At 71.7% G+C, this 24,556-nt stretch carries 29 protein-coding genes; 18 read left to right on the top strand and 11 right to left on the bottom strand.

Annotation, left to right across the window (positions count from 1 at the left end; translation table 11 throughout):
- Positions 1-194 precede the first annotated feature (194 nt).
- From RC1_RS12010 to RC1_RS12020, 3 genes are all read left to right on the top strand, one after another.
- Positions 195-899, top strand: coding sequence for a CoA transferase subunit A (locus RC1_RS12010; RefSeq protein WP_012567667.1), 705 nt, complete (start codon positions 195-197; stop codon positions 897-899).
- A gap of 11 nt (positions 900-910) precedes the next feature.
- The gene (locus RC1_RS12015) at positions 911-1,582 is read left to right on the top strand and encodes a CoA transferase subunit B (RefSeq protein ID WP_012567668.1); all 672 of its coding nucleotides are present in this window, start codon (positions 911-913) and stop codon (positions 1,580-1,582) included.
- Positions 1,583-1,693: 111 nt separating this feature from the next.
- Positions 1,694-2,755 carry a lysine-2,3-aminomutase-like protein gene (locus RC1_RS12020; RefSeq protein WP_012567669.1) on the top strand — a complete coding sequence of 354 codons (1,062 nt, stop codon included), beginning with the start codon at positions 1,694-1,696 and terminating at the stop codon, positions 2,753-2,755.
- Between the two features lie 38 nt (positions 2,756-2,793).
- Here RC1_RS12020 and RC1_RS12025 read toward each other — a convergent pair whose 3' ends face one another.
- From RC1_RS12025 to RC1_RS12040, 4 genes are all read right to left on the bottom strand, one after another.
- Positions 2,794-3,564 (bottom strand): DUF599 domain-containing protein, encoded by a 771-nt coding sequence (locus RC1_RS12025; RefSeq protein ID WP_012567670.1) that lies wholly within the window; start codon positions 3,562-3,564, stop codon positions 2,794-2,796.
- Positions 3,565-3,772: 208 nt separating this feature from the next.
- Positions 3,773-4,414 carry a maleylacetoacetate isomerase gene (gene maiA, locus RC1_RS12030; protein ID WP_012567671.1) on the bottom strand — a complete coding sequence of 214 codons (642 nt, stop codon included), beginning with the start codon at positions 4,412-4,414 and terminating at the stop codon, positions 3,773-3,775.
- Positions 4,411-5,451: a fumarylacetoacetate hydrolase family protein gene (locus RC1_RS12035; protein ID WP_012567672.1), complete on the bottom strand. Its 1,041-nt coding sequence runs from the start codon at positions 5,449-5,451 to the stop codon at positions 4,411-4,413. The genes maiA and RC1_RS12035 overlap by 4 nt, the downstream gene beginning before the upstream one ends.
- A 12-nt stretch (positions 5,452-5,463) precedes the next feature.
- A complete protein-coding gene (locus RC1_RS12040) occupies positions 5,464-6,600 on the bottom strand; it encodes a homogentisate 1,2-dioxygenase (RefSeq protein ID WP_012567673.1) in 1,137 nt (378 codons plus the stop codon).
- A gap of 156 nt (positions 6,601-6,756) precedes the next feature.
- On the opposite strand from RC1_RS12040, the gene RC1_RS12045 reads away from it, so the two are divergent.
- A complete protein-coding gene (locus RC1_RS12045; protein WP_148213442.1) occupies positions 6,757-7,197 on the top strand; it encodes a MarR family winged helix-turn-helix transcriptional regulator in 441 nt (146 codons plus the stop codon).
- Positions 7,198-7,213: 16 nt separating this feature from the next.
- Here the strand turns inward: RC1_RS12045 and RC1_RS12050 are convergent, their stop codons facing one another.
- Both RC1_RS12050 and pspF read right to left on the bottom strand, forming a co-directional pair.
- Entirely contained in the window at positions 7,214-7,801 is a 588-nt protein-coding gene (locus RC1_RS12050) for a DUF433 domain-containing protein (protein WP_012567675.1), read from the bottom strand.
- Between the two features lie 120 nt (positions 7,802-7,921).
- Positions 7,922-9,046 carry a phage shock protein operon transcriptional activator gene (pspF, locus tag RC1_RS12055; protein WP_012567676.1) on the bottom strand — a complete coding sequence of 375 codons (1,125 nt, stop codon included), beginning with the start codon at positions 9,044-9,046 and terminating at the stop codon, positions 7,922-7,924.
- Positions 9,047-9,338: 292 nt separating this feature from the next.
- On the opposite strand from pspF, the gene RC1_RS12060 reads away from it, so the two are divergent.
- The 6 genes from RC1_RS12060 (at position 9,339) to RC1_RS12085 (ending at position 11,842) form a co-directional block, all read left to right on the top strand.
- Positions 9,339-9,557 (top strand): hypothetical protein, encoded by a 219-nt coding sequence (locus RC1_RS12060; protein WP_012567677.1) that lies wholly within the window; start codon positions 9,339-9,341, stop codon positions 9,555-9,557.
- 14 nt (positions 9,558-9,571) lie between these two features.
- On the top strand, positions 9,572-10,246 hold the full coding sequence (gene pspA, locus RC1_RS12065) for a phage shock protein PspA (RefSeq protein WP_012567678.1): 675 nt from the start codon (positions 9,572-9,574) through the stop codon (positions 10,244-10,246).
- A 36-nt stretch (positions 10,247-10,282) separates the two neighbouring features.
- Complete coding sequence (gene pspB, locus RC1_RS12070; RefSeq protein WP_012567679.1) at positions 10,283-10,513, top strand: envelope stress response membrane protein PspB; 231 nt, start codon at positions 10,283-10,285, stop codon at positions 10,511-10,513.
- Positions 10,510-11,244, top strand: a complete 735-nt coding sequence (gene pspC / locus RC1_RS22185; RefSeq protein WP_012567680.1) for an envelope stress response membrane protein PspC — start codon at positions 10,510-10,512, stop codon at positions 11,242-11,244. Before pspB ends, pspC begins: the two co-directional genes overlap by 4 nt.
- Positions 11,245-11,273: 29 nt before the next feature.
- Positions 11,274-11,516: a hypothetical protein gene (locus tag RC1_RS21775; RefSeq protein WP_012567681.1), complete on the top strand. Its 243-nt coding sequence runs from the start codon at positions 11,274-11,276 to the stop codon at positions 11,514-11,516.
- A gap of 104 nt (positions 11,517-11,620) precedes the next feature.
- Positions 11,621-11,842 (top strand): phage shock protein B, encoded by a 222-nt coding sequence (locus RC1_RS12085; protein WP_012567682.1) that lies wholly within the window; start codon positions 11,621-11,623, stop codon positions 11,840-11,842.
- A gap of 39 nt (positions 11,843-11,881) precedes the next feature.
- Here RC1_RS12085 and RC1_RS12090 read toward each other — a convergent pair whose 3' ends face one another.
- Entirely contained in the window at positions 11,882-12,316 is a 435-nt protein-coding gene (locus tag RC1_RS12090; protein ID WP_012567683.1) for a VOC family protein, read from the bottom strand.
- A 366-nt stretch (positions 12,317-12,682) separates the two neighbouring features.
- Here RC1_RS12090 and RC1_RS12095 point away from each other — a divergent pair, with 366 nt between their 5' ends.
- Positions 12,683-14,611 carry an AMP-binding protein gene (locus RC1_RS12095; protein WP_012567685.1) on the top strand — a complete coding sequence of 643 codons (1,929 nt, stop codon included), beginning with the start codon at positions 12,683-12,685 and terminating at the stop codon, positions 14,609-14,611.
- Between the two features lie 33 nt (positions 14,612-14,644).
- On the opposite strand, the gene RC1_RS12100 is transcribed toward RC1_RS12095, so the two are convergent.
- Positions 14,645-15,949, bottom strand: a complete 1,305-nt coding sequence (locus RC1_RS12100) for a hemolysin family protein (protein WP_012567686.1) — start codon at positions 15,947-15,949, stop codon at positions 14,645-14,647.
- A gap of 190 nt (positions 15,950-16,139) precedes the next feature.
- Here RC1_RS12100 and RC1_RS12105 point away from each other — a divergent pair, with 190 nt between their 5' ends.
- Both RC1_RS12105 and RC1_RS12110 read left to right on the top strand, forming a co-directional pair.
- On the top strand, positions 16,140-16,439 hold the full coding sequence (locus RC1_RS12105; RefSeq protein ID WP_041785341.1) for a hypothetical protein: 300 nt from the start codon (positions 16,140-16,142) through the stop codon (positions 16,437-16,439).
- A 116-nt stretch (positions 16,440-16,555) separates the two neighbouring features.
- Positions 16,556-16,876, top strand: a complete 321-nt coding sequence (locus RC1_RS12110; protein WP_012567688.1) for a hypothetical protein — start codon at positions 16,556-16,558, stop codon at positions 16,874-16,876.
- Between the two features lie 30 nt (positions 16,877-16,906).
- Here RC1_RS12110 and RC1_RS12115 read toward each other — a convergent pair whose 3' ends face one another.
- Positions 16,907-17,425, bottom strand: a complete 519-nt coding sequence (locus tag RC1_RS12115; RefSeq protein ID WP_012567689.1) for a CIA30 family protein — start codon at positions 17,423-17,425, stop codon at positions 16,907-16,909.
- Between the two features lie 92 nt (positions 17,426-17,517).
- Between RC1_RS12115 and RC1_RS12120 the strand changes: the two genes are divergently transcribed.
- Both RC1_RS12120 and RC1_RS12125 read left to right on the top strand, forming a co-directional pair.
- Complete coding sequence (locus RC1_RS12120; RefSeq protein ID WP_202795539.1) at positions 17,518-18,048, top strand: type II toxin-antitoxin system PemK/MazF family toxin; 531 nt, start codon at positions 17,518-17,520, stop codon at positions 18,046-18,048.
- Positions 18,049-18,367: 319 nt separating this feature from the next.
- Positions 18,368-18,829, top strand: coding sequence for an MmcB family DNA repair protein (locus tag RC1_RS12125; protein WP_012567690.1), 462 nt, complete (start codon positions 18,368-18,370; stop codon positions 18,827-18,829).
- A gap of 31 nt (positions 18,830-18,860) precedes the next feature.
- Here RC1_RS12125 and rfaE1 read toward each other — a convergent pair whose 3' ends face one another.
- Positions 18,861-20,324, bottom strand: coding sequence for a D-glycero-beta-D-manno-heptose-7-phosphate kinase (rfaE1, locus tag RC1_RS12130; protein WP_012567691.1), 1,464 nt, complete (start codon positions 20,322-20,324; stop codon positions 18,861-18,863).
- A gap of 54 nt (positions 20,325-20,378) precedes the next feature.
- On the bottom strand, positions 20,379-21,386 hold the full coding sequence (locus RC1_RS12135; protein ID WP_012567692.1) for a glycosyltransferase family 2 protein: 1,008 nt from the start codon (positions 21,384-21,386) through the stop codon (positions 20,379-20,381).
- A 301-nt stretch (positions 21,387-21,687) separates the two neighbouring features.
- Between RC1_RS12135 and RC1_RS12140 the strand changes: the two genes are divergently transcribed.
- The 3 genes from RC1_RS12140 (at position 21,688) to RC1_RS22525 (ending at position 24,527) form a co-directional block, all read left to right on the top strand.
- Positions 21,688-23,331 (top strand): alkaline phosphatase family protein, encoded by a 1,644-nt coding sequence (locus tag RC1_RS12140; RefSeq protein ID WP_012567693.1) that lies wholly within the window; start codon positions 21,688-21,690, stop codon positions 23,329-23,331.
- Positions 23,332-23,427: 96 nt separating this feature from the next.
- Positions 23,428-23,712, top strand: coding sequence for a hypothetical protein (locus RC1_RS12145; protein ID WP_012567694.1), 285 nt, complete (start codon positions 23,428-23,430; stop codon positions 23,710-23,712).
- Positions 23,713-23,873: 161 nt separating this feature from the next.
- The gene (locus RC1_RS22525) at positions 23,874-24,527 is read left to right on the top strand and encodes a glutathione S-transferase family protein (RefSeq protein WP_012567695.1); all 654 of its coding nucleotides are present in this window, start codon (positions 23,874-23,876) and stop codon (positions 24,525-24,527) included.
- The last annotated feature ends 29 nt before the right edge of the window (positions 24,528-24,556 follow it).

Below are 24,556 nucleotides of genomic sequence, written 5' to 3' on the forward strand. Positions count from 1 at the left end.
GCCGTCCATGGCCGGTGCATCATGGCCGGGATGCGGACGCGCGAAAGAGCAGCGGTTCATCAGGTCTGACCGGCTGGCGGACTGACCTGAAAACCGATTCGATTTTCGCCCCCGTCGGTTGACACTCCCCCCGGCCCCGCACTAAGAGCAGATGCGATACCTGACACCCCGGGAACGGAGGCCGAAGGACTGCCATGATCAAGAAGGTCCATCCCGACGCCGTCGCCGCCCTGGCCGGCCTGCTGCGCGACGACATGACCATCATGGCCGGCGGCTTCGGCCTCTGCGGCATCCCGGAGACGCTGATCGACGCGATCCGCGAGTCCGGCGTGACGGGGCTGACCGTCATCTCCAACAATGCGGGCGTGGACGGCTTCGGCCTGGGCGTGCTGCTGGAGACGCGGCAGATCCGCAAGATGATCAGCAGCTATGTCGGGGAGAACAAGCTGTTCGCCCAGCAGTACCTGTCGGGCGAGCTGGAACTGGAGTTCAATCCCCAGGGCACGCTGGCCGAGCGCATCCGCGCCGGCGGGGCGGGCATCCCGGCCTTCTACACGAAGACCGGCGTCGGCACGATCGTGGCCGAGGGCAAGGAGATCCGGGAGTTCGACGGCGAACGCTACGTCATGGAGCGCGGGCTGGTCGCCGATCTTGCCATCGTCAAGGCCTGGATCGGGGATACCGAGGGCAACCTCGTCTACCGGAAGACGGCGCGGAACTTCAATCCGATGATGGCCACCGCCGGCAAGGTCACGGTGGCCGAGGTGGAGAGGCTGGTGCAGCCCGGGGAGATCGACCCCGACCACATCCACACCCCCGGCATCTACGTGCAGCGCATCGTCCAGGGGGCTGCCTACGAGAAGCGCATCGAGCAGCGCACCGTCCGCAAGCGCGCCTGAGGGAGGACCGAATGGCTTGGACCCGTGAGGAGATGGCCGCCCGCGCCGCCCGCGAGCTGCGCGACGGTTTCTACGTCAACCTGGGCATCGGCATCCCGACCCTGGTGGTCAACTTCATCCCCGAGGGCATGAAGGTGACCTTGCAGAGCGAGAACGGCATGCTGGGCATGGGCCCCTTCCCCTTCGAGGGAGAGGAGGACCCCGACCTGATCAATGCCGGCAAGCAGACGATCACCGAGCTGCCCTATTCCAGCTATTTCAGCTCGGCCGACAGCTTCGGGATGATCCGCGGCGGCCATATCGACCTGTCCGTGCTGGGCGCCATGCAGGTGGCGGAGAACGGCGACCTCGCCAACTGGATGATCCCGGGCAAGATGGTCAAGGGCATGGGCGGCGCCATGGACCTGGTGGCCGGGGTCAAGAAGGTCGTCGTGGTGATGGAGCACAGCGCCCGCGACAAGGCCACCGGCAAGGACGAGCCCAAGCTGCTGCACCGCTGCACCCTGCCGCTGACGGGCGCGCGGGTGGTGGACATGGTCATCACCGACCTGGGCGTCTTCACCATCGACAAGAAGGGCGACGGCGGCATGATCCTGGTCGAGACGGCGCCCGGCTGCACCTTGGACGAGATCCGCAGCAAGACCGAAGCGTCCTTCACCGTCGCCCCGTCGGCCGGCGGCTGACGTTTCCCGACCGGCCGGCCCCGCCTGCATACCCCCTGCCCGCATGCCCGCTGCCCGCCTGCCCCTCCCGGCTTGACAGCGGCGGGGCGGCGGGGGCCTATCGGCGGCATCATGCCGCGTGACAGGATCAGACCCGCCCGCACCCTCCGCAGCCCCGGCGCCCTGGCCGATGCCGGCCTCTTGCCGGACGACGGCCGCCTGCCGGCGCTGGAGGCGGTGGCCCGCCGCTTCGCCGTGGCCGTCACCCCGGCCGTGGCCGAGCTGGTGGACCCGACCGACCCCGCCGACCCCGTGGCCCGCCAGTTCCTGCCCGACCCGGCGGAGCTGGAGACGCGCCCGGAGGAACTGGCCGACCCGATCGGGGACGCCCCCTTCTCCCCGGTGAAGGGGATCGTCCACCGCTACCGCGACCGGGTGCTGCTGAAGCCGGTCCACACCTGCCCCGTCTACTGCCGCTTCTGCTTCCGGCGGGAGATGGTCGGCCCCGGCGCCGAGACGCTGGACGGGGCCGACCTGGACGCCGCGCTGGACTACATCGCCGCCCGGCCGGAGATCTGGGAGGTGATCCTGACGGGCGGCGACCCGCTGATCCTGTCGCCCCGCCGGCTGGCGGAGATCGTGGCGCGGCTGGACGCCATCCCCCATGTCGGCATCGTGCGCCTGCACAGCCGCGTGCCCGTCGTCGATCCCGAGCGGGTGACGGCGGAGCTGGTGGCCGCCCTGCGCGGCCGGCGCCTGACCACCTGGGTGATGCTGCACGCCAACCACTGGAAGGAGCTGACGGAGGAGGCGCGCGCCGCCATCGCCCGGCTGGTCGATGCCGGCATCCCGATGCTGTCGCAGTCGGTGCTGCTGAAGGGCGTGAACGACGATGTGGAGACGCTGGCCCGCACCTTCCGCGCCCTGGTCGCGGCCCGGGTCAAGCCGCACTACCTGCACCAGGGCGATCTGGCCAAGGGCACGGCGCATTTCCGCACCACCGTCGCCGAGGGGCAGGCCCTGATGCGGGCCCTGCGCGGCGACGTCTCCGGCCTGTGCCAGCCGACCTACGTGCTGGACATCCCCGGCGGGCACGGCAAGGTGCCGCTGACGCCGACCCACGCCGAACCGGACGGCGCCGGCGGCTGGACCGTCACCGACCCCCGCGGTGGCCGGCACCCCTACCGGGGGTAGGGCCGGCCGGCCACGGAGGGTCTACGCCGGCAGGATCATCAGGCCGGCAGGGTCGGGCCGCCGCCGCGCGGCGCCACGATGCCGGAGAAGACCGCCACCGTGCGGGCGGTGCCGGAGACGAACTGGCGCCAGAGCAGCAGCGCGAAGACGCCCAGGGTGAAGGCCATGAAGGGCACCGGCCCGGCCAGCCAGCCCAGCGAGGCGAGCGCATAGTAGTAGCAGCGCAGCCCGCCGTTGAAGCTGCGCACCGACAGCGACAGCACGGTCGCCGCCTCGTCCGCCAGTTGCTCCGCCGTGGCCGCGTCCACCCGCACGGTGCCCACCATGTCAGCATCCGCCGCCCCCCGCCCGATGCCGACCGGGGACGCGCCCAGCAGCGCCACCGTGTAGTTGAACTGCCGCAGCGACCAGGTGAAGTTGAAGAAGGCCAGGATGAAGACGGCGATCTGCAACAGCACCTTCAGCTCGAACAGGTGCCGGCTGGTCGCCACGGTGAAGCCCAGTTCCGTCACCACCCGGTGCGCATCGTCCGCCGCGGCCAGCACGCCCAGCAGGCCGGCCAGCAGCAGCACGGAGGTGGAGGCGAAGAAGCTGGCCGAGCCGATCAGATGACCCAGCAGCATGCTGTCCATCATCCGGTTCTCGCGCAGCAGCATGTTCCGCATCCAGGCCCGGCGGACCTGATGCATGCGCCGGTTCAGGCTCTTCAGGCCGGACAGGTGGCGGTCCACCAGCAGGCCGTGCAGGGCCCAGGTGCCGGCGAAGCAGCCGAGCGCCAGGAGGTCGAGCGGGGTCAGGTCGAAGGGCATGGTCGGGCGCTCGGCGGCAGACAGTCGGGGGAAGACGGTCGGGGGGAAGGAACCAGGAGGTATAGGGGAGGCTGCGGCGATCGGCAGCAGCCCCGATGCTGCCGCAACCCGCCCCCGCCGGTCCACCCCCGGCGCCGGCGCCCCTGCCCCGCGCGCCCTGACCCCCGCGCCCTCTGCCCCGCGTGTTCTGCCCCGCGTGCCCTGCCGGCTACACCGCGGCGTCCGGCTGGTTCTCCGGGGCCGCGTCCCGGAAGGCCGGCAGCTCGCGGCAGTGCGCGTCGATGCGCAGCAGGGTCGGGCAGGCGTCCAGGTCGCAGTCGAAGCGGCGGGCGTTGAAGAGCTGCGGCACCAGGCAGACATCCGCCAGGGTCGGCGCGTCGCCGAAGCAGCAGCGGCCGGCCGTGGGCGCCACCATCGTCTCCAGCGCCGCCAGCGCGCTTTCGATCCAGTGCCGGATCCAGGCGTTCACCGTGTCGTCCGGCTGGCCCAGGGTGCGGCGGAGATAGGTCAGGACCCGCAGATTGTTGATCGGGTGGATGTCGCAGGCGATGGCCAGCGCGACCGCCCGTACCCGGGCCCGCTCCAGCGCCGCCGCCGGCAGCAGCGGCGGTTCGGGGTGCGTCTCCTCCAGATATTCCAGGATGGCGAGCGACTGGGTGAGGAGCTGGCCCCCGTCCTCCAGCGCCGGGACCAGCCCCTGCGGGTTGAGCGCCAGATAGTCCGGGCGGCGGTGCTGGCCGCCGTCCTTGACCAGATGGATGCAGGCCGACTCCCAGGCGATGCCCTTGAGGTTCAGGGCGATCCGCACCCGGTAGGCGGCGGAGGAGCGGAAATAGGTATAGAGCTTCATCGCCCGCCCGCCGCCCCGCTTCCGCCGGGCGCCACCGTCTGTTCGATGGCGCCGAAGATGCTGCGGCCGTCCGCGTCCAGCATCTCGATCCGCACGCGGTCGCCGAAGCGCAGGAAGGGTGTCCTCGGACGGCCCTCCCGCAGCATCTCCACCGTGCGGATCTCGGCAAGGCAGGAATAGCCGCAGCCCCCCTCCGCGATGGGCCGGCCGGGGCCGCCGTCGGGGTCGCGGTTGGAGACGGTGCCGGAGCCGATGATGCTGCCGGCGCAGAGCGGCCGGGTCTTCGCCGCGTGCGCGACCAGCCGGCCGAAATCGAAGGTCATGTCGGTGCCGGCGTCCGGCCGGCCGAAGGGCTGGCCGTTGATCCAGGACAGCAGCGGCCGGTGCAGCTTCCCCTCCCGCCAGGCCCCGCCCAGTTCGTCCGGCGTCACCGCGACGGGGCTGAAGGCGCTGGACGGCTTGGACTGGAAGAAGCCGAAGCCCTTGGCCAGTTCGCCGGGGATCAGGCCGCGCAGGGAGACGTCGTTGACCAGCATGACCAGCGCGATCCGGTCCAGCGCCGCCGCCGGGTCGATCCCCATGGGCACGTCGGTGGTGACGACCGCCACCTCCGCCTCCAGGTCGATGCCCCAGCCCTCGTCCGCCGCCAGGATCGGGTCGCGCGGGCCGAGGAAGCTGTCGCTGCCGCCCTGGTACATCAGCGGGTCGGTCCAGAAGCTGTCCGGCATCTCCGCGCCGCGCGCCTTGCGCACCAGCGCCACATGGTTGACGTAGGCCGACCCGTCCGCCCACTGGAAGGCACGCGGCAGGGGGCTGTGGCAGGCGTCCGGATCGAAGGGCATCACGCCTTCGACGCCGCCATCGGTCTCCAGTCCGGCGGCGATGCCCTCCAGCCGCGGCCGGACCTCGGCCCAGCGGTCCAGGGCCTCCTGCAGGGTGCGGGCGACGGCGGGCACGGGGGCGCAGCGGGAAAGGTCGCGGCTGACCACCACCAGGGTGCCGTCGCGGCCGCCGGCCTTGAGCGATGCGAGTTTCATGGGCTCCGGTCCTCAGCGCGTGCGCCAGCTTTCGGCATAGGCGGCCAGTTCCACCGCCTCCAGGCCGGGGGCGACCTCCAGCGCGTCGCGGGTGTCCAGCATGACGGCATATTCGTCCGTGGCCTCCTTGCTCTGCCGGAATGCCCGGGCCAGCGCCTTGGGGTGCGGCCCGTGGGTGAAGCCGCAGGGGTGGAAGGTCAGCATGCCGGCCTTGATGTTGTCGCGGCTGAAGAAATCGCCAGCGTGGTAGAACAGCACCTCGTCATAGTCGTCGTTGTTGTGGAAGAACGGCACCTTGAGCGCCCCCTCGTCCGTCTCGAACGGCCGCGGGGTGAAGGTGCAGACGACGAAGCGGTCCGCCACGAAGGTGGTGTGGGCGCTGGGCGGCAGGTGGTAGCGGTGGCTCATCAGCGGCCGGATGTCCCGCACGTTCAGCCGCACCGGCGCCAGATCGCCCTTCCAGCCCACCGCATCCAGCGGGTTGAAGGGATAGCTGACGGTGGACAGCCGGCCGCCCCGCTTCACCGCCACCCGCCAGATGCCGTCCGGCCCGGCATGGTCCTGCTGTGCCAGGAAGGCGTCATTGATGGCGGGGGTGTCCAGCACCGCCGGGTCGAACACGGCATGCGGCCCCACCATGCCGCGGTCGGGAAGCTGGTAGGTCGATCCCGTCGCCTCGACCAGCAGCGCCGTCACCGGCCGGTGCGGAACCAGCCGCCACATCGTCCCCCGCGGCAGCACGACATAGTCGCCCGCCTCCACCGCCAGATGCCCGTAGTCGCAGAAGAGGTCGCCCGCCCCCTGGTGGACGAAGACCAGTTCGTCACCATCCCCGTTGCGGACCAGATGGTCCATGGCGGTGTCGCACTGCCAGATGCGCAGGGCCGTGTGGGCGTTCGACAGCACCGGCCGCGCCTGCCACGGACCGGCCGCCGCGGGCAGGTCTCGCACCAGATCGAAGGCGCGCGGGCGCAGCGGCCCCTCCCAGCCCAGCCAGCCGGTGGGCGGGTGGCGGTGGTACATGTGGGTGGCGGGGCCGAAGAAGCCCTCCTTGCCGATCTCGCGCTCATAGGTGCCGGGCGGCAGGTCGGCGTGCGCCTGGCGCGACGCCGTGCCTTCGATCCGGGGGAACGGAATGTAGCGGCGCATGGCGTCTGCTCCCTGGCCGACGGAGGGGCGGACCGGGACCGCACCCGGCCATCCGCCGGACGGTCGTTTCATCTGGAACGATACTAGGGCGACAATGTTGCGCTTGCAACGATGCCGGGGCCGCGCGACCGTCCGACAACGCAGAATGGCGGTCCCATGCTCCAGCTCGACAGTTTCATCCCCTACCGCATCAACGTCCTGGCGAAGCGGATCAGCAAGGCGCTCGCCACCCGCTACCAGGAACAGTTCGGGATCAGCGTCCCGGAATGGCGGGTGCTGGCGATCCTGGGGCGCGAACAGCCGCTCAGCTCCAACGACCTCGTCGAGCGCAGCCAGATGGACAAGGCGAAGGTCAGCCGCGCCGTGGCGGCGCTGGTGGACCGTGGCTTCCTGTCCCGCGCGGTGCATCCCGACGACCAGCGCCTGCTGCAGCTCCGCTTCACGGCGGCGGGCCGCGCGCTCTATGAGCGGATAGCACCGCTGGCGCTGGCCTGGCAGCAGCAGCTCCTGGACGCGCTGCCGCCCGACGACCGCGCCGCCCTGACCCGGCTGATCGACCGGATGGAGGAGCGGCTGCGGGAGATGGACGGGGTCTGACGCCGCCGGCAGCCGGCTACTCCGCCGGGCCGCCGCGGCTGGGCCGGCCCCGGCGGGGGTGCAGCTCGTCATAGAGCAGGGCCATCTCCAGCATCTCCTCCGTCAGGCCGGGAAAGGCGGCAAGGACGGCCCGCCGGTCGGCGCCCTCGCGCACCAGGACGGCCACCTGACGCACCGGCACGCGGGTGCCGCGGAAGACCGGGGCGCCGGTGCGGCCGTCGGCCCGCGCCACGACGATCAGCTCGCGCAACTGCCGCAGCCGGTCGATCCGGCCCTGCACCGTGCGGGCCAGATCGCGCAGCCGGACCCGGGTGACGACGAAATCGTCCGCGACCTCCACATCGACGATGTCGGCCAGACTGCGGGCGTCGCGCAGGGCACGCTGCACGGCCTGCTGCGCCGCCTCCTTCAGATGGGTCGGATAGGATTTGAGCGCCTCGCGCACGGCGATCACGACGGTGCGGACGATGTCCAGCTCGCGCCGGCGCGGCGCACTGGCCACGCTTTCCACCGCATGCTCGTCGAACGCCTTGGCGATATGCTCATGGCTGACGCCGGAGACGAAGGCCGCCTCGCGCACCGTCAACCTCACCGTGGGCAGCATGGCCTCCCCCGACGCCTTGCCGTCTTTCCGAAGGACCAGTTAACCCAGGGCCGGGGTCGGGCTTGAAGCGGGCGGATTGCCGCGCCGGCCGCATCCGGGAGGAACGCCGGCGGCGGCGTGTCACGCCTCCTCCCGCTCGGCCTCCTCGTCCTCGCCGACGGGGCGCGGGCCGGAGCGCCGCTCCAGCAGCTCGTACTTGCGCAGATAGCCGCGGAACTGGTGGTAGTTCAGCCCCAGGTCGGCGGCGGCGCGCTTCTGGTGGAACTGGTTGCGCTCCAGCGCCGTGCGCAGCAGCGCCTTTTCGAAATCCGCCACCTTGCCCAGGAAGTCGCAGGCCCCGCCGTCCGCGGGCCAGAGCCGCTCCACCCCGTCGCCCGGAGTCGGAGGCTGGGCGACGGTGACGGGAGTCGCGCCCGGGGGTGTCGCCGGGGCCGTGTCGTAGATCGCCATCTGCGTCGGCCGCCAGGGCGACCTGAAGGGGTCGAAGACGATCTCCTCGATCGCCCGGTCGCTCTCCGGCGCCCGGTAGACGGCGCGCTCCACCACGTTCTTCAGCTCGCGCACGTTGCCCGGCCAGGGATAGGCCAGCAGGCGCTGCTGCGCATGGGGCGCGAATCCGGGGAAGAAGGGCTTGCCCAGTTCCTTCACCATGGCGACGGCGAAGTGTTCGGCCAGGATCGGGATGTCCTCCGGCCGGGCGCGCAGCGGCGGGATGGTCAGCACGTCGAAGCAGAGCCGGTCCAGCAGGTCGGCGCGGAACTTCCCCTCGTCCGCCAGCCGGGGCAGGTCGGCGTTCGTCGCCCCCACCACCCGCACGTCCACCGAGAGGGTCTGGGTGCCGCCGACCCGCTCGAACTCCCCGTACTCGATGATGCGCAGGATCTTCTCCTGCACCCGCAGGCTGGCGGTGGCGATCTCGTCCAGGAACAGGGTGCCACCGTCGGCCAGCTCGAAGCGGCCGACATGACGCTTCTGCGCGCCGGTGAAGGCGCCGGCCTCATGGCCGAACAGCTCCGTCTCCAGCAGCGTCTCCGACAGGGCCGCGCAGTTCAGCTTGACGAACGGCCGGTCCCACCGCGGCGACAGATAGTGCAGGCGGGCGGCCACCAGCTCCTTGCCGGTGCCGCGCTCCCCGATCACCAGGGTCGGACGGTTCAGGGCTGCGGCCTGCGAGACATGCTCCATCAGCGCCGTGAAGGCGGGGGCCTGGCCGATCAGCGACGGCGGGCTGGCGGCGGCGGGCATGTGTCCCCCCTGCGTCTGGGGTCCCGGGCCGGGTGCGCCGGGGCCGTTTCGGGCGGTCGCCCCCGGCTTCCCCGAAGGCGGAGAAGCGGGATTGGTGTGATCGGCGACCGAGTGGCGAGAACCGCCAAGGAATGGTCCGGATGCTAAACCCGGCCACTGGGGTGGTCAAGACCGATCGCGGTATCCGCCTTGATTTCCAAGGATTTCCGGCGGACAGGGACGGTTGGCACGGTGCTTGCTGATATGTCCCCGACCGGAAGCAGACCTTCTCTCACGAAGGGGGACAGTGACGATGACAGACCAGACCTTCCAAACCGGACACCTCCCACGGACGGAGACGTTCGGTCGGGAAATCCGGTGCGAACGCGCCCCGGGGACGGGCTTCTTCGCCCGCCGGACCGACGGCGTGCTGCGGACCCTCTACGAGGATTTCCGCGCCGTACCGGCGGAGGCCTGGATCATCCTTGCGGTCGCCACCGTGATGAGCAACCTTTTCATCGCCCTTGCCTGAAGGAGACCCGTGACATGGGCATCTTTTCCCGTCTCGGCGACATCGTGAATTCGAACATCAACTCCATCCTGGATCGCGCCGAAGATCCGGAGAAGCTGATCCGCCTGATCATTCAGGAGATGGAGGACACCCTCGTCGAGGTCCGGTCCTCCGCCGTGAAGACCGTCGCGGAGAAGAAGGAACTGGAGCGCAAGCTGGCCGACCTGCGGCGCGAGTCGGAGGACTGGCAGCGCAAGGCCGAGTTCGCGCTGAGCAAGGACCGTGACGATCTGGCCAAGGGGGCCCTGGTCGCCAAGGCCAAGCTGGCCGAGGCCGCCGAGTCCATGGCGACGGAGCTGGCCCGGCTGGACGAGGCCCTGTCCAAGACCAACGAGGACATCGGGCAGCTCCAGCAGAAGCTGGCCGACGCCAAGGCCCGCGAGAAGGCCCTGGTGGCCCGCCACAAGACGGCGACGAACCAGCTCAAGGTCCGCACCCAGCTCTATGACAACCGCATCACCGACGCCTTCACCCGCTTCGAGCAGGTCGAGCGCAATCTCGACGTGCTGGAGGGCAAGGCCGAGGTGATGGCGATGGGCCAGAAGAAGAGCCTGGCGGACGAGATCGCGGAACTCGAAGCCGACTCCAAGGTCGAGTCGGAGCTGCAGGCGCTGAAGGCCAGGCTGGCGGCGAAGTCTCAACCGGAGTAAGTGGCGTGGCGGGTTCGACCCAAGAGGGGGCTCAAGATGCCTGAAGGCGCATTTGTCGTGGCGGTGGCGTTCCTGACCATCGTCGCCCCGATCTGGATCATCTTCCACTACGTCACCAAATGGCGCATCGCCAAGACGCTCTCGGCCGACGACGAGAAGATGCTGGCCGATCTCTGGCACAGCGCGGCGCAGATGGAGGACCGGATCCGGTCGCTGGAGAAGATCCTCGATGCCGAGGCACCGGGCTGGAGGGCCAAGGCACCATGAGCGATCCTTATGACAGGGGTGGCGGCCCGCCGCCCTTCCGCAAGCACCGCTACAGCAGCATGCGCAGCCGTGGCGGCCGCCCGGGGTTCGACTGGGAGCGCGATCTCCTGGGCAAGGACCCCGGCCAGAGCTGGAGCGAGTATCTCGGTCTGGGCGGCATCGGGATGTCCCGGGGGGGCAAGGACCCGTGGACGGACCGGGGAATGGACCGCGGGACGGGCCGGGGGACGGCCAGGGGGACGGGACAGGGTCCCGCCCCCGGCCGGGACGCCTACGGCGGCTACGACACGGACCACGACCCGACCAGGGAGGCGTCTTCGATGCCACAGATGGACCCGATGTTCCGGTCGCCCAACCCGCACCGGCTCTACCGCAACACCCAGGACGGCAAGCTGGCCGGCGTCTGCGCCGGGATCGCCGACTACATCAATGTCGATGCCTGGATCGTCCGGCTGGGGCTGCTGCTGGGCCTGCCCTTCTTCTTCTTCGCGATCGTGGCCGGCTATGTCGTGCTCTGGATCGTGCTGAAGGAGCGGCCCTCCCACCTCTACGAAAGCCAGGAGGAGGAGCGGTTCTGGCGGTCGGTCACGACCCGGCCCGACCAGACCCTGGCGGGCCTGAAGACCAAGTTCCGCGAGCTGGACCGGCAGATCGGCGGCATGGAGAGCTACGTCGCCTCCCGCGAGTACGACCTGCACCGCCAGTTCCGGGACCTTGAAAAGAAGAAGTGACGCGGGTCCTGCCCGCGGATGGAGGGGCCATGACCACCGGACATCTGATCGCGATCGTCGCCCTGCTGATCCCCATCGTGAGCATCGTCACGTCACACATGCGGCGCTGGCAGAAACTGGAGATCAAGGCGGCCCAGCGCGAGGTCGAGCTGCGCCGCCGCTTCCGGGTGTTCGACGAGCTGGAGCGCCGCGTGGCCGACATGGAACGCCACGTCACCAGCAAGGAGTACCAGCTCGACCGCGAGATCGGCCGGCTGGCCGGGCGCCCCTGATCCGGGAGGCCCCGATCCGGGAGGCCCTGAGCCGGGCGGTCCCGCGCCGGGCGCCCCGATCCTCCTTCCCCACACCCCCGACCTGATGCCTGACGGAGTCCGACATGTTGAGCGGTGGTCAACTCGTTGCGCTGTTCGCCCTGGCGATCCCCATCGTCGCCATCGTCATGAACCACATGACCGGCTGGCGGAAGGCGAAGGCCCAGGGCCTGTCCGAAGGGGCGGCGGCCGAGCTTGCGGCCCGCGCCGCCGGCCTGGAGGACCGCGTCGGACAGCTTGAACGCATCCTGGACGCGGAAAGCCCCGGCTGGCGGGCCCGGCACTGACACCCTGGGTCCGGCCCCGCACGTATCGGCCCCGCACCTCTAGCGGATCGGAGAAGCCAGCGCCCAGGTCACCCCGAACGGGTCGCGGAGCTGGCCGTAACGGTCGCCCCAGGCCATGTCCTGAAGCGGCATCGCCTCCGTCATCCCGGCGCCCACGGCCCGGTCCCACCAGGCCTGCACATCGTCCACGGCGAGCAGCAGGGTGAATCCCTGGGCCGGCTGCTGCGGATAGCCCTGCTCCGGACAGGGGTCGCTCAGCATGACCGAGCCGCCGTTGATCAGCATGTGGACATGCATGGTCCGGCCCTTCTGGTCGGCGGCCCGGATGGCCCGCTGCTCCGCCCCCAGGGCCCGGCCATAGAAGGCGGCCGCCTCGATGGCGCCGTCCACCTGGAGATAGGGAACCACCCCGCCTTCGATGGCCGGCCGGTCCTCCGGCGCGGGGGTCTGCACGGCGTTGGCCTGCGCGTTCATCTCTCGCTCTCCTCCCATGCCGCGGCAGAAGCCCCGCGGCCCACGCGGGAAACGCCGTCGCCCCCTGCTGCGTTCCGCGCGGGGGCGACGCTCCCCCCTCTTCCATTTCCCTTCGCCCCACCGCCCTGCGGACGGGGCGGGCGGGGTGCGGGTGGGGAATTGCGGGGGCGGGCGGGGCTGCTACACTCAGCGGAACCCGGCATCGGACCGGGCGGCGGCGGGCGGTGTCCCGCCGACCTGAAGCAGAAACACAGAAACAAAAACAAAAACAAAAACAGAACCAGAAGCGGACCGCCGGGCACGATCCCGGGACGTGATCCCGGGCACGGCTGAGAGTGGGACGCACGACCACGAGGGAGGTCGCCCATGGACAGCATTCCAGCCCCGCACCCGGACTCCGCCCGCGCTCCGGAAACCGGCATCCCCTGGCGGGACACCGGCCTGATCCCGCCCGATGTCGTGGTGGAGCACCGGCCCGACGGCTGCATCCTGCTCCGTTCCGGCCTGTCCATGGAGCCGCCGGCGCGCAGCGTCATCGACTGGCTGCGCCGCTGGGCGGCGGAGGCGCCGGACCGGCCGATGCTGGTGCAGCGGGAGGCGCTGCCCGACGGGCGCTGGGGCGACTGGCGCGGCCTGACCTATGCCGAGGCGCGCGAGCGGGCGGACCGGATCGGCCGTTCCCTGCTGGCCCTGGGGCTGGGACCGGAGCGGCCGGTGATGATCCTGTCCGGCAACGGCATCGAGCACGCGCTGCTGATGCTGGGGGCGCTGACGGTGGGGGTGCCGGTGGCCCCGGCCAGCCCGGCCTACAGCCTGCTGAGCCAGGACTGCGCCCGCATCCGCCACATCGCGGCGCTGCTGCGGCCCGGGCTGGTCTTCGCCGACCATGGCGGACGCTACGCCCGCGCCATCGCCGTGGCGCGGGAGGAACTGGGGCCGGACGTGCCGGTCGTCGTGCCGGATGGCGCCGCGCCCGCTGGAGCCTGTCTGCGCTTCGACGAGCTGGTCGGCGGCCCGCTGGACGCGGAGGAGCGCGCGCGGGTGGAGGCCGCCCACGCCGCCACGGGGCCGCGGACGGTGGCGAAATACCTGTTCACCTCCGGCTCCACCGGCATGCCCAAGGCGGTGATCAACACCCAGGGCATGATGACGGCGAACCAGGCCATGTCGGCCGCCACCACCCGCTTCCCGGCGCCGGGCGTGCATCTGGACTGGCTGCCCTGGAACCACACCTTCGGCGGCAACCAGAACTTCAACGCCAACCTGCGCACCGGCGGCACCCTCTACATCGACGCCGGCAAGCCGCTGCCCGGCCAGTTCGCGGAGACGGTGCGGAACCTGCGGGAGATCAGCCCCACCACCTACGGCAACGTGCCGGTCGCCTATGCCATGCTGGCCGCCGCCCTGGACCAGGACGAGGCGCTGCGCCGCAGCTTCTTCTCGCGGCTGGAGGCGATGGCCTATGGCGGGGCGGTGCTGCCGCTGGAGGTCTGGCAGAAGATGCAGGACCATGCCGTGCGCACGACCGGCAGCCGCATCCCCTTCCTGACCGGCTACGGCATGACGGAGACGGCGCCGACCGCGACCAGCGTCCACTGGGCGGCGCTGCCGGAGGCCGCCGGCACCATCGGCCTGCCGCTGCCGGGGGTGGAGCTGAAGCTGGCCCCGGTGGGGACCAAGTTCGAGCTGCGCATCCGCGGCCCCATCGTGACGCCGGGCTATTACAAGGACCCCGAGCGGACCCGCGCCGCCTTCGACGAGGAGGGGTTCTACCGCACCGGCGACGCCGGGCGCCTGATCGACCCGCGCGACCCGGCCCAGGGGCTGATCATGGACGGCCGGCTGGTGGAGGACTTCAAGCTGACCTCCGGCACCTGGGTGCATGTCGGCCCCCTGCGCATCGGGGTGCTGGACGCCTGCGCTCCGGTGCTGCTGGACGCCGTCGTCTGCGGCCTGTCGCGCGACGACGTGCGGCTGCTGGCCTGGCCCAACCTGATGGGCTGCCAGAAGCTGGCGGACGATCCCGGCGGCAGCCTGCCGCCGGCCATGCTGCTGGCGCATCCCGCCGTGCAGGGCCGGCTGCGCCAGGGCCTGCGCGACTGGAACGCCCGCAATCCGGGGCTGAGCACCCGGGTCCGGGCGCTGCTGCTGCTGACCGAGCCGCCGTCGATGGACGCGGGCGAGATCACGGACAAGGGCTACATCAACCAGCGCGCCACGCAGGAGCGCCGCGCCGCCCTGGTCGGGGCGCTGTACGCCGACCCGGCGCCGGCGGGAACGATCCTGCTGGAGTAGCGGGCCGGAACCCGCGGGACTGGCGCCCGCGCCCTACGGCTCCTGCTGCGTCAGGCGGGAGACCATGACCTTGTCGATGCGGCGGGCGTCCATGTCCACCACCTCGAAGCGCCAGCCGTCATGGCTGAACCCTTCGCCGGCCTTGGGGATGTGGCCCAGCTTGAAGAGCACGAAGCCGGCGATGGTGTGGTACTCGCCGTCCTCGTCGCGCAGGCTGCGCAGGGAGAGCAGGCTCTCCACCTCCTCCACGGCCAGCATGCCGTCGATCAGGTAGGAGCCGTCGGCACGGCGGACCACGTCGGCCTCCTCGCCCTCCTCCCCCGCCTCGGGCAGGTCGCCGGCGATGGCCTCCATCACGTCGGTCAGGGTGGCGACGCCCTCGACGGAGCCGTACTCGTCCACCGCCACGGCGATCTGCTGCCCGGTCTTCTTGAACAGCTCCAGCAGGCGCATGACCTCGGTGCCGTCATGCACGACCAGGGCGTCGCGGGTGGCGGCGCGCAGATCGAGGGGGCGCCCCGCGAACTGCGCCTCCAGCAGGTCGCGGATGTGGACGACGCCGACCACGTCGTCCAGGTCGCCGCGGCAGACGACGTAGCGGGAATGGCCCGCCTCCTGGATGTCGCGGCGCAGGCTGTCGGGATCGGCGTCCACGTCCAGCCAGTCCACGTCCAGCCGCGGCGTCATGATCGAGCGGACGGTGCGGTCCGACAGGCGCAGCACGCCCTCGATCATCCGCTTCTCCTCCGGCTCGAACACGCCGCTGGCGGTGCCCTCGGCGATCAGGCTCTTGACCTCCTCCTCGGTCACCGTGGAGTCCGGCCTGTCCGGGATACGCAGCAGCTTCAGCATCGCCTCGGTCGACGCCCCCAGCAGCCAGACGAACGGCGCCGTGGCGCGCGACAGGCCCGACATCACCGGGGCGGCGAAGGCGGCGATGCGCTCGGCATTGTTCAGCGCGATGCGCTTGGGCACCAGCTCGCCCGCGATCAGCGACAGATAGGTGATGATGACGACGACGATGGCCGTGCCCAGCAGCGCGCCGTAGCCGGCCAGCGACGGCACCGTCTCCAGCACCCGGCCCAGCCGGTCGCCCAGGGTGGCGCTGCCGACGGCACCGTTCAGGATGCCGATCAGGGTGATGCCGATCTGCACCGCGGAGAGGAACCGCGACGGGTCCTCCTGCAGGGCCAGCGCGGTACGGGCGGCGTGGCTGCCCTCCTCGGCCATCTGTTGCAGGCGGCCCCGGCGGGCGGAGACGACGGCCAGCTCGGACATGGCGAAGAAGCCGTTCAGGAGGATCAGCAGGACGACGATCGAGATTTCAACGGAAAGCATCTGTGGTCGGTGTGCGGTCGGGCCGGAGCGGCCCCGGGGCATCATAGGACCTGACCGGGCAAATGCGAAGGGCGCGCATGGTCCGCAGCGCGGTGCGGTGCAGCGGCGTTTCCCCGCGCGACGGGCGGCGGCATTTGACGCAGGGCGCGTGCGGCCTAGCTCTCCTGGCGTGCAGCGCCGCGAGGAGAGCATGCAGAAGAACCTCTGGTACCGCATCGCGGACCTGGAGCAGGCGATCGACCGGGTGCTGGCGGAGCGCCGGAGCCGGCCGGGCCGCGCCCGCGCAGGCAGCGAGGCGCTGTTCGCCTCGCTGAGCCAGGACGACCGTGAACGGCTGGCCCAGCTTCTGGCCCAGGGCGTCTACGAGAACCTGAAGCGGATGGGCCACGATGACGAGGCGGCGCTGGCCATGACCGTGGCGGCGCTGGGCCGCCTGCTGGGCGACCGGGAGGACGATTTCGCCTCCATGCCGCCGGCCGGCTCGGCCTGACGGACGCAGGAGAGGCGCCGCAGGAGGGACGCCACGGGGGCAAGACAGCATGGGGGCTCGATTCCGCGCGCCGGCTGGGGCAGGCTGGGCTCACCCGGATTTGAGAGGGAGCGAGCATGGACCCGGTTACCCAGGCGCGGCAGCAGGCCGGCCGTGAGCTTCAGACCCTGGCAGAGGATTTCGCCTCCAGCGACGAGGCGGCCTTCCTGCGCACCCGGATCGCCTACATCGTCATCTCGGTCGTGGTGACGCTGTTCCTGCTGGTGCTGACCATCGCCGGCGGCAACTGGCGTCAGCTCGGCCTGTTCTGGCTTCTCCTGCTGGCCGTGATGTGGGGCGCCTTCTGGCTGTCACAGCGGCGACAGCGGGCGCAGACCCACCGCCTGATGGAACTGGCGGAAAGCTGGCAGCGCAGCGCTGGCGTCCCGCCGCTCTGAGCCTGCCGCCGTCGGTCGGCGCGCAGGGCGTCAGGCCGGGCCGTAGAAGGCCAGCCGCCCCAGCGACAGGTCGGCGGCGAAGGCACGCCCGATGGCGACCAGCCCGACCCGGCGGAGCCGCCGCGTGTCCAGGGGCACGTCCGTCCGGTGCGGCACGAACCCGGCGAAGGGCAGGCGGACGGTGGTCCAGGCCGGCGGCGCGGCGAAGCCCTGGCGGTAGGACTGCCAGGGCCGGGCGATGTCCGTCGTGCGCAGGTGCAGGCCATAGCCCTCGCCGTTGCCCAGCACGTCCAGTTCCAGCCCGGCGAAGCCGGCGGCATCCACCGGCCCGCCGTCCGGAGCAAGGTCCAGCGCCATCTGGACGAAGCCGCCGTCGTTCTCCAGCCGCACCTCGCCGCGCAGGCGCAGGGCGGGACGGCCGGCCACCGTCTCGCGCGCCAGCACGGCGCGGGAGATGCCCCCCATCACCCCGTCCGTCACCACCCGCCAGACGGCCCCGTTGCCGGCCAGGGGATGCGGCGCCTCCAGCGCGTCGATCACGGTGAGCATTGACCCGCTCCATCCAGGCGCCAGGACATCGCGGCCCCTTGTCGAGGGAATGGCGCTCCTCCAGGCCGGCTCCCCATGCCGGAAAGAGTCCCATGAGCTGCACGGAAGCAGGGGAGAATGCCTCTGGCGCGAATCATCATTCCAATCCTATTCTCATCGGATTCCTGCTCGCCGGAAAACATCTCAGGGCTGCGATGCCCATTCAAGATCACCCTCCTGCCGGCACTGTTCTCCTCTGCGACTTCGACCAGGGGTTCAAGGAACCCGAAATGGTGAAGCGCCGGCCCGTGATCGTCGTCAGTCCGAAGATCAGCGTCCGTGCCGGCCTTTGCACTGTCGTGGCGCTGAGCATGGAAGACCCCCGCCCGAGGATGCCCTACCATTGCCAGATCAGGCTTGATCCGCCCCTGCCGGAGCCCTGGGGAGACCAGCTTCGCTGGGTAAAGGGAGATATGATCTATGCCGTTGGTTTCCACCGGCTGGATTTTCCAAGGATCGGGAAGGACGAGAGGGGACGACGCCTCTACAGGACCGCGCCAATCCCCGAGGACGACATGCGCAAGGTGAGAGGCTGCGTGCTCAGCGCCCTCGGGTTGGGTGGATTGACAAGGCACCTGCGCTAGCACAGATTCAGGTGGTCAGCGGCTCTGAGCCCACGAACCATCGGCTTCCAGGGGCCATCCGCATCTAAGACCCCTCCAGGGGCGGCCGTGCCCGGGCGATTGCAAGTCCGGCACGGCGTCGATTTCCAGGCCCCACCCCCCCCGGTGGGGCCTTTGCTTTTCTGCATCTCCGGGCCGGCTCCGCGTCGCCCTTCCCGCCTCTGCTGCCCGCCCGTGCCTGGCCCCCCCGCGCTTGGCAGGCGGGGCGGGTTCGTTCATGATCCGTACCATGACGGATCTCACATCATGACGGGCCTCGTATCATGACGGACCTCGCATCATGACGGGCGCGCTGCCCGCCCTGCCGCGTCCCCCGTCCGAGGCCGCCGCGGCGATCACCCGCGGGGTGCGCCGGGCGCTGGCGGACCGTGGCATCGCCACGCTGGTGGAGTTCCCGCTGGCGAACGGCCGCCGTGCCGACGTGTTCGGGCTGGCCGAGGATGGCGGCGTGCTGATCGTGGAGGTCAAGAGCTGCGTCGCCGACTTCCGCGCCGACCACAAATGGCCGGACTACCGGGAGTTCTGCGACTGTTTCTATTTCGCCGTCGCCGCCGACTTCCCGCAGGAGCTGATCCCCGACGGCTGCGGCCTGATGGTGGCGGACGCCTTCGGGGCGGAGGTGCTGCGCGAGGCGCCGGTGCTGAAGCTGGCCGCCGCCCGGCGCAAGGCCGTCACCCTGCGCGCGGCCCAGGCCGCCGCCGCCCGGCTGCACCGGCTGGAGGACCCCGGCCGGGTCCTGTAGCGGGCGGAGGTCCCGGTCCGGGCCGCCGGCGTCAGCCGCGCATGCGGCCGACCATGCGGGTGGTGCTCTGCCCCTCCACCAGATCGGCGAGCAGGACGCGGCCGCCGTAGGACTGCACCAGCCCGGCGCCGACCACCGTCTCCACCGTGTAGTCGGCGCCCTTGACCAGCACGTCGGGCCGCAGCGTCTCGATCAGGCGCAGGGGTGTATCCTCCTCGAAGATCACCACCAGATCCACGTCCGCCAGCGAGGCCAGCACGGTGGCCCGCGCCGCCTCCCCCTGCACCGGCCGCGTCTCCCCCTTCAGCCGGCGGACGGAGGCGTCGCTGTTCAGCCCCACCACCAGCCGGTCGCAGGCGGCCCGCGCCTGCGCCAGCAGCGAGACATGGCCGGGGTGCAGCAGGTCGAAGCAGCCGTTGGTGAAGCCCACCGTCAGGCCCTTGCGGCGCCAGCGGGCGACCCGCTCCTGTGCGGCGTCGAGGCCGAGGCACTTGGCCTCCCCCGCCGCCCAGTCCTGCCGGTGCAGGGCGGCCCGCAGCTCGTCGGGGCGGACCACGGCGGTGCCGACCTTGCCGACGACGATGCCGGCGGCGAGGTTGGCGAGCCGGGCCGCGTCCGCCAGGTCCGCCCCCGTGGCCAGGGCCGCGGCCAGCGTCGCCACCACCGTGTCGCCGGCGCCGGAGACGTCGAACACCTCCCGCGCCTCGGCCTTCAGGTGCGTCGCCTCCGGCCCCTGCGGACCGGCGCGGACGACGGACATGCCCTCCTCGCTGCGGGTGGCGACGACGGCGCCGATCCCGGCCGCGGCGATCAGGCGGGCGGAGGCTATTTCCACCTCGGCATCCGTGCCGACCGGCAGGCCGCTGGCCAGGGCCAGTTCGCGGCGGTTCGGCGTCACGGCCGCCGCCCCGCGGTAGCGGGCGAAGTCGGTGCCCTTGGGATCGACCAGCACCGGCCGCCCGGCCGCCGCGGCCGCTTCCAGCAGGCGCTCCGTCACGGCCGCGGTCAGCACGCCCTTGCCGTAGTCGGACAGGACCAGGACGGCGGAACTGTCCAGCGCGGCCACGGCGCGGGCGACGAGCGCGTCCGCCAGCGCCGGGGAGAGCGGCGCCACCGTCTCGCTGTCGGCGCGCAGAAGCTGCTGGCCGCCGGCCAGGAAGCGGGTCTTGCGCGTGGTGCAGCGGCCGGCATCGGACAGCAGCCCGTCGGCCCCGCCCAGCCGTTCCGCCGCCAGGGCGCGGACCTGGGCACCGGCCGCGTCCTCCCCCACGACGGAGAGCAGGCGCACCTGCGTCCCCAGGGCGGCGAGGTTGCAGGCCACGTTGCCGGCGCCGCCCGGCATGGCGGTCTCGCGCTCCACCCGCAGCACGGGGATCGGCGCCTCGGGGGAGATGCGCTCGACGCTGCCATGGGTGAACAGGTCCAGCATGACATCCCCCACCACCAGCACACGGGCGTCGGGCAGGGCGTCGATCAGGGCGGTCAGGTCGCTCATGGCCGCCTTTCTACCCGTGCGCGGGCGCCGGCGCCAGAGGACCGCGGCCCCGGATCAGCGCCCGAGGGCGGGGGCTGGCTCCGGTGCCACCGCCTCTGCCGGGGCGGCGCCGCGGCGCAGCGTCTCGGCATAGGCGCGGGCGCGGGCGATATCGACATGCGCCACGAACAGGCGCGGCCGGCTGCGGTTGCCCAGCAGGGCCAGCAGCCGGTTCTTCAGCACCTGCCGGGCGAACAGCCGCCGCCGGGCGCGCGCCTCGCGCTCGGCCTGGGGCAGGGTGCGGCCGTCCATCTCCGCCAGCGCCTCGGAGACGCCCTGCCAGTGGGCGCGCTCCAGGAACCAGGCCTGGGTCAGCCGCTCGCGCCCGACCCAGTGGCGCACGCAGGCGGCCGGCTCATAGCGTGTCTCGAAGCCCAGCGCCTCGATCCGCCGGGTCATCTCCCGCTCCTCCGCCGAGAGCAGCAGGCCGCCCTTGCGGCCCAGATGCTCGGAGAAGCCGTCCAGCCGTTCCAGGTGTTCGCGCCGGAAGGCGATGTTGGCGCCGGCCACGAAGCAGGGCGGCCGCACCGTGAACGGCCGCTCGCCCCAGTCGATCACGGTCAGGCTGGGCAGGAGCTGCCTGGCCAGCCAGGCCGGCCGCGGCACCTCCCAGTCGCCCAGGATGCGGCCGCCGACGACGCCGGCACGCGGGTCCGCGAACGCCCGGAGCAGCCGTTCCAGCCAGTCCGGCCCGGCCACGGCGTCGTCGTCCAGATAGGCGATGAGGGGGGCCTGCGCCTGCCGCCAGCCCGTGTTGCGGGCGCGGGAGAGGCCCAGCACCGGCTCGAACACGCTGCGCATGTTGGACGCGCCGGCGATGCCGCGGGCGATGACGTCGCGCGTGTCGTCGGTCGAGCCGTTGTCCACGACCACGACCTCGAACGCCGCGGGCGCCAGCGTCTGGGCGCGCAGGCTGTCCAGCGCGCGGGCCAGATGCCAGGCGCGGTTGTGGGTGCAGACGATCGCGGCGATGCGCGGGCCGGGGCAAGCGGCAGCGGACTTGGATACGGTCTGGTTCTGCATGGCGTCCCGATGAGGCGTCCCGAGGGACGGCTGGCGGCAAGGGAACCCGCGCGTCGCGGCCCGGGCGTCGGGAAGCGAACGGGCGGACGGGCACGCCGGTTCCCGACGCCCGGCCCAAGTGCCCCGGTCGCGTTACCCCGGCCGGGGCACGTCGCTCCCGCCTCCCGCGGACGCACAGGGAAGCGAACCACAACCGCCGTAGGGGTGTTCCTGGGTAGGGGTGTTCCTGTCCGGGCGGCAACGCTGCCCGGAGATCCATGTTCCGTCCCGACCGGGGGCGGGGAGCCAGAGGGAGGTGACCATGACCTGTCCGGTAATCGCCATCGGGCTGGATTCCGCCGAGCACACGCTGGTGCAGCGCTGGATGCGCGAGGGCCGGCTGCCGACCCTGGCCCGGCTCTGGAACGAAGGACTGCACGCGGAACTGGACAATTTCGCCGTCTATTCCGCCGAGCTGCCCTGGACCACGTTCCTGACCGGCAGCGTGCCCGAGCGCACCGGCTACTGGACGCCGATCCTGTACGATGCCCTGACCTATTCGGTGCGCCAGCGCGGCGGCTACGGCTTCGACCCGGTGCCGCCCTTCTACGCGCTGGGACCGGACTGGAAGGTCGCCGTCTTCGACGTGCCGCAGTCCGTCATCTCCGACCGGGTGTCCGGGGTGCAGGCGCTGGCCTGGGGCGCGCACTCGCCGCAGACCCCGCGCGCCTCCAGCCCGCCGGGCCTGATGGACGAGCTGATCGCCCGCCACGGCGACCACCCCGCCTTCCTGGACGACAATCTGGAGCCCTGGGAGACCGGGCGCGAGGGGCCGTTCCTGGAGAAGATGCTGACCGGCATCCGCCGCCGGGGCGAGATCTGCGCCGACCTGATGCGGCGCGACCGCTGGAACCTGTTCCTGACCGTGTTCGGGGAGCCGCATTCGGCCGGGCACGCGCTCTGGCACCGCTCCGACCCGGCGCATCCGCTGTACGAGCCGCCGGCCGACGGGGTGGACCCCGTGCTCCAGGTCCAGGAGGAGGTGGACCGCGCCTGCGCCCGCATCCTGGAGGCCGCCCCGGCGGATGCGCGGGTGCTGCTGTTCTCGGTCCATGGCATGGAGGGCAACTCCATGGACCTGCCCAGCATGTTCTTCCTGCCCGAACTGATGTACCGCTACAGCATGGGCCGGGCCGCCTTCGCTGATGGCACGCCGGGCGCCCCCCTGCCCGAGCCGCGCAGCCTGCTGCGCGACCGCCACTGGGCGGCCGAGGTCTATGCGCGCAAGGTGGACGTCAACCCGTTGCGCCGGCTGGCGCGGCGCCATGCCCGCTTCGACTACACCTGGGAGATCGAGAAGCGGCTGGGCTGGGGCGGCGGGCCGGCGCACCCGAATCACTATGACGATCTGCGCTTCATCCCGGCCATGTGGTACGCCAACTGCTGGCCGCAGATGCGGGCCTTCGCCCTGCCCAGCTTCGCCGACGGCTATGTCCGCATCAACCTGAAGGGGCGCGAGGCGAACGGCATCGTCGATCCGGCCGACTACGACCGGACCTGCGAGGACATCGCCCGCACCATCCGTGACCTGGTCAACCCCCGCAACGGCCGCCCCATCGCCCGCACCGTCCACCGCACCCGGGCGAACCCGCTGCCCGACGACCCGACCCTGGCCGAGGCCGACCTGGTGGTGGAGTGGGACCCGGTGCCGGCGGACGTGGCCGACCATCCGGTGCATGGCCGGATCGGGCCGGTGCCCTACCGCCGCACCGGCAGCCACACCTCCGAAGGCTTCGCCGTGATCGCCGGTCCGGGCATCCCGCACGGCTCCCTGCCCAAGGGCCACGGCACGGACATGGCCCCCACCATCCTGCACCTGATGGGGGCGCCGGTCCCCAACTCCCTGGACGGGGTGTCGCTGCTGAACCGGCCGGAGCCGGAGCCGCTGCGCGGCGCGGCGGAATAGGGGCGGGCGCCGGGAGCAGGCGCCGGGGCGGAACTCCGGCACCCTGCCCCTGTTGCCGCTGCCGGACCCCGAGACACCCCCGGCAGGAGAACGACCATGGCCGACCGCCCCGGCGACGCGAAGCCCCCCGGCGCGAGGGCGAAGGCAACCCCCGACAGCCTGGAAAAGCCCGACAGCCTGGAAAAGCCCGACAGCCTGGAAAAGCAGGTGCGCGACGGCCGCATCGACGGGAATCGGGCCGGCGGCCTGGACTACGGCGGCGGCGCCAGCAGCGGCCACACGCCCGAACCCGGCGCCGGCCTGGGCACGCCCGCCGACGCCGTTCCCGGCAGCACGGTTCCGGCCGGAGGTACCGACAAGGGCAAGCCCCGAGGGGACTGAGCCGGCGGGCCGCCACGGAACTGACCGCAGGGGGGCCGGCTGCTGGGGAGCCGCTTGCTCCCGGCGGCGTTGTGCGTTTCCCTGTGCCGACGCCGACGGCAGACCCCGGCGGCATGACCCTGAAGGGGGGGCCTGAAGGGGGGCCTGAAGGGGGGATAAGGATGCCGACCCTGTACGGATGCCCGGGCTGCGGCTCGGCGGCGGTCGAAGCCGCCTTCACCCTGGCCGGCGAACCCTATGAGTACATCCTGACCGACCCTGGCGGCGACCCGGCCACGGTGGCGCGGCTGCATGCCGTGAACCCGATGGGACAGGTGCCGGCCCTGCTGCTGGAGGACGGTACGGTGCTGACGGAAAGCGCGGCCATCCTGCTCTGGCTGGCGGACCGCCACCCCCGGCTGGCCCCGGCGCCGGGCGATCCGGCCCGGGCGCCGTTCCTGCGCTGGCTGCTGTTCCTGGCGGGGGCCGTCTACCCCATGTACACGGTGGGCGACTTCCCCGAACGCTGGGTCGGGGGTGAGGCGGCGCAGCGGGAGCTGCGCACCGCCACGGTGGCGCGCATCCTGTCCTGCTGGCGCACCCTGGAACAGGCGCTGGACCCCGCCCCCTTGCTGCCGGGTCCCCGGCTGTCGGGTCCCTGGCTTCTGGGTGCGGAGCCCACCCTGCTGGACATCTATGCCGCCACGCTCAGCCGCTGGCGGCCGGGGCGCGACCGCATCCGGGTCGTGGCGCCCCGGGTGATCGCCGCCTGCGAGCGGGCCGAGGCCCTGCCCGCCCTGGCCCCCGTCTGGGCGCGCAACTTCCCCGAAGGCTGATCCCGACGCCGCTCCCCGGTCACACTCGG

It is taken from the genome of Rhodospirillum centenum SW (genome assembly GCF_000016185.1).
In the GTDB taxonomy this organism is placed as follows: Bacteria; Pseudomonadota; Alphaproteobacteria; order Azospirillales; family Azospirillaceae; genus Rhodocista; species Rhodocista centena.

Excerpts from the sequence above, each read along its gene's own strand:
- RC1_RS12100 (WP_012567686.1), bottom strand. The coding sequence starts at position 15,949 with ATGCTTTCCGTTGAAATCTCGATCGTCGTCCTGCTGATCCTCCTGAAC.
- pspA (WP_012567678.1), top strand. The coding sequence starts at position 9,572 with ATGGGCATCTTTTCCCGTCTCGGCGACATCGTGAATTCGAACATCAAC.
- RC1_RS12105 (WP_041785341.1), top strand. The coding sequence starts at position 16,140 with ATGCAGAAGAACCTCTGGTACCGCATCGCGGACCTGGAGCAGGCGATC.
- RC1_RS12140 (WP_012567693.1), top strand. The coding sequence starts at position 21,688 with ATGACCTGTCCGGTAATCGCCATCGGGCTGGATTCCGCCGAGCACACG.
- pspC (WP_012567680.1), top strand. The coding sequence starts at position 10,510 with ATGAGCGATCCTTATGACAGGGGTGGCGGCCCGCCGCCCTTCCGCAAG.
- RC1_RS12125 (WP_012567690.1), top strand. The coding sequence starts at position 18,368 with ATGACGGGCGCGCTGCCCGCCCTGCCGCGTCCCCCGTCCGAGGCCGCC.
- RC1_RS12095 (WP_012567685.1), top strand. The coding sequence starts at position 12,683 with ATGGACAGCATTCCAGCCCCGCACCCGGACTCCGCCCGCGCTCCGGAA.
- RC1_RS12035 (WP_012567672.1), bottom strand. The coding sequence starts at position 5,451 with ATGAAACTCGCATCGCTCAAGGCCGGCGGCCGCGACGGCACCCTGGTG.
- RC1_RS12060 (WP_012567677.1), top strand. The coding sequence starts at position 9,339 with ATGACAGACCAGACCTTCCAAACCGGACACCTCCCACGGACGGAGACG.
- RC1_RS12050 (WP_012567675.1), bottom strand. The coding sequence starts at position 7,801 with ATGCTGCCCACGGTGAGGTTGACGGTGCGCGAGGCGGCCTTCGTCTCC.
- RC1_RS12120 (WP_202795539.1), top strand. The coding sequence starts at position 17,518 with ATGAGCTGCACGGAAGCAGGGGAGAATGCCTCTGGCGCGAATCATCAT.
- RC1_RS12010 (WP_012567667.1), top strand. The coding sequence starts at position 195 with ATGATCAAGAAGGTCCATCCCGACGCCGTCGCCGCCCTGGCCGGCCTG.
- RC1_RS12025 (WP_012567670.1), bottom strand. The coding sequence starts at position 3,564 with ATGCCCTTCGACCTGACCCCGCTCGACCTCCTGGCGCTCGGCTGCTTC.
- rfaE1 (WP_012567691.1), bottom strand. The coding sequence starts at position 20,324 with ATGAGCGACCTGACCGCCCTGATCGACGCCCTGCCCGACGCCCGTGTG.
- RC1_RS12020 (WP_012567669.1), top strand. The coding sequence starts at position 1,694 with ATGCCGCGTGACAGGATCAGACCCGCCCGCACCCTCCGCAGCCCCGGC.
- RC1_RS12110 (WP_012567688.1), top strand. The coding sequence starts at position 16,556 with ATGGACCCGGTTACCCAGGCGCGGCAGCAGGCCGGCCGTGAGCTTCAG.
- RC1_RS22525 (WP_012567695.1), top strand. The coding sequence starts at position 23,874 with ATGCCGACCCTGTACGGATGCCCGGGCTGCGGCTCGGCGGCGGTCGAA.
- pspB (WP_012567679.1), top strand. The coding sequence starts at position 10,283 with ATGCCTGAAGGCGCATTTGTCGTGGCGGTGGCGTTCCTGACCATCGTC.
- RC1_RS12015 (WP_012567668.1), top strand. The coding sequence starts at position 911 with ATGGCTTGGACCCGTGAGGAGATGGCCGCCCGCGCCGCCCGCGAGCTG.
- RC1_RS12045 (WP_148213442.1), top strand. The coding sequence starts at position 6,757 with ATGCTCCAGCTCGACAGTTTCATCCCCTACCGCATCAACGTCCTGGCG.
- maiA (WP_012567671.1), bottom strand. The coding sequence starts at position 4,414 with ATGAAGCTCTATACCTATTTCCGCTCCTCCGCCGCCTACCGGGTGCGG.
- RC1_RS12085 (WP_012567682.1), top strand. The coding sequence starts at position 11,621 with ATGTTGAGCGGTGGTCAACTCGTTGCGCTGTTCGCCCTGGCGATCCCC.
- RC1_RS21775 (WP_012567681.1), top strand. The coding sequence starts at position 11,274 with ATGACCACCGGACATCTGATCGCGATCGTCGCCCTGCTGATCCCCATC.
- RC1_RS12090 (WP_012567683.1), bottom strand. The coding sequence starts at position 12,316 with ATGAACGCGCAGGCCAACGCCGTGCAGACCCCCGCGCCGGAGGACCGG.
- RC1_RS12040 (WP_012567673.1), bottom strand. The coding sequence starts at position 6,600 with ATGCGCCGCTACATTCCGTTCCCCCGGATCGAAGGCACGGCGTCGCGC.
- RC1_RS12135 (WP_012567692.1), bottom strand. The coding sequence starts at position 21,386 with ATGCAGAACCAGACCGTATCCAAGTCCGCTGCCGCTTGCCCCGGCCCG.
- RC1_RS12145 (WP_012567694.1), top strand. The coding sequence starts at position 23,428 with ATGGCCGACCGCCCCGGCGACGCGAAGCCCCCCGGCGCGAGGGCGAAG.
- RC1_RS12115 (WP_012567689.1), bottom strand. The coding sequence starts at position 17,425 with ATGCTCACCGTGATCGACGCGCTGGAGGCGCCGCATCCCCTGGCCGGC.
- pspF (WP_012567676.1), bottom strand. The coding sequence starts at position 9,046 with ATGCCCGCCGCCGCCAGCCCGCCGTCGCTGATCGGCCAGGCCCCCGCC.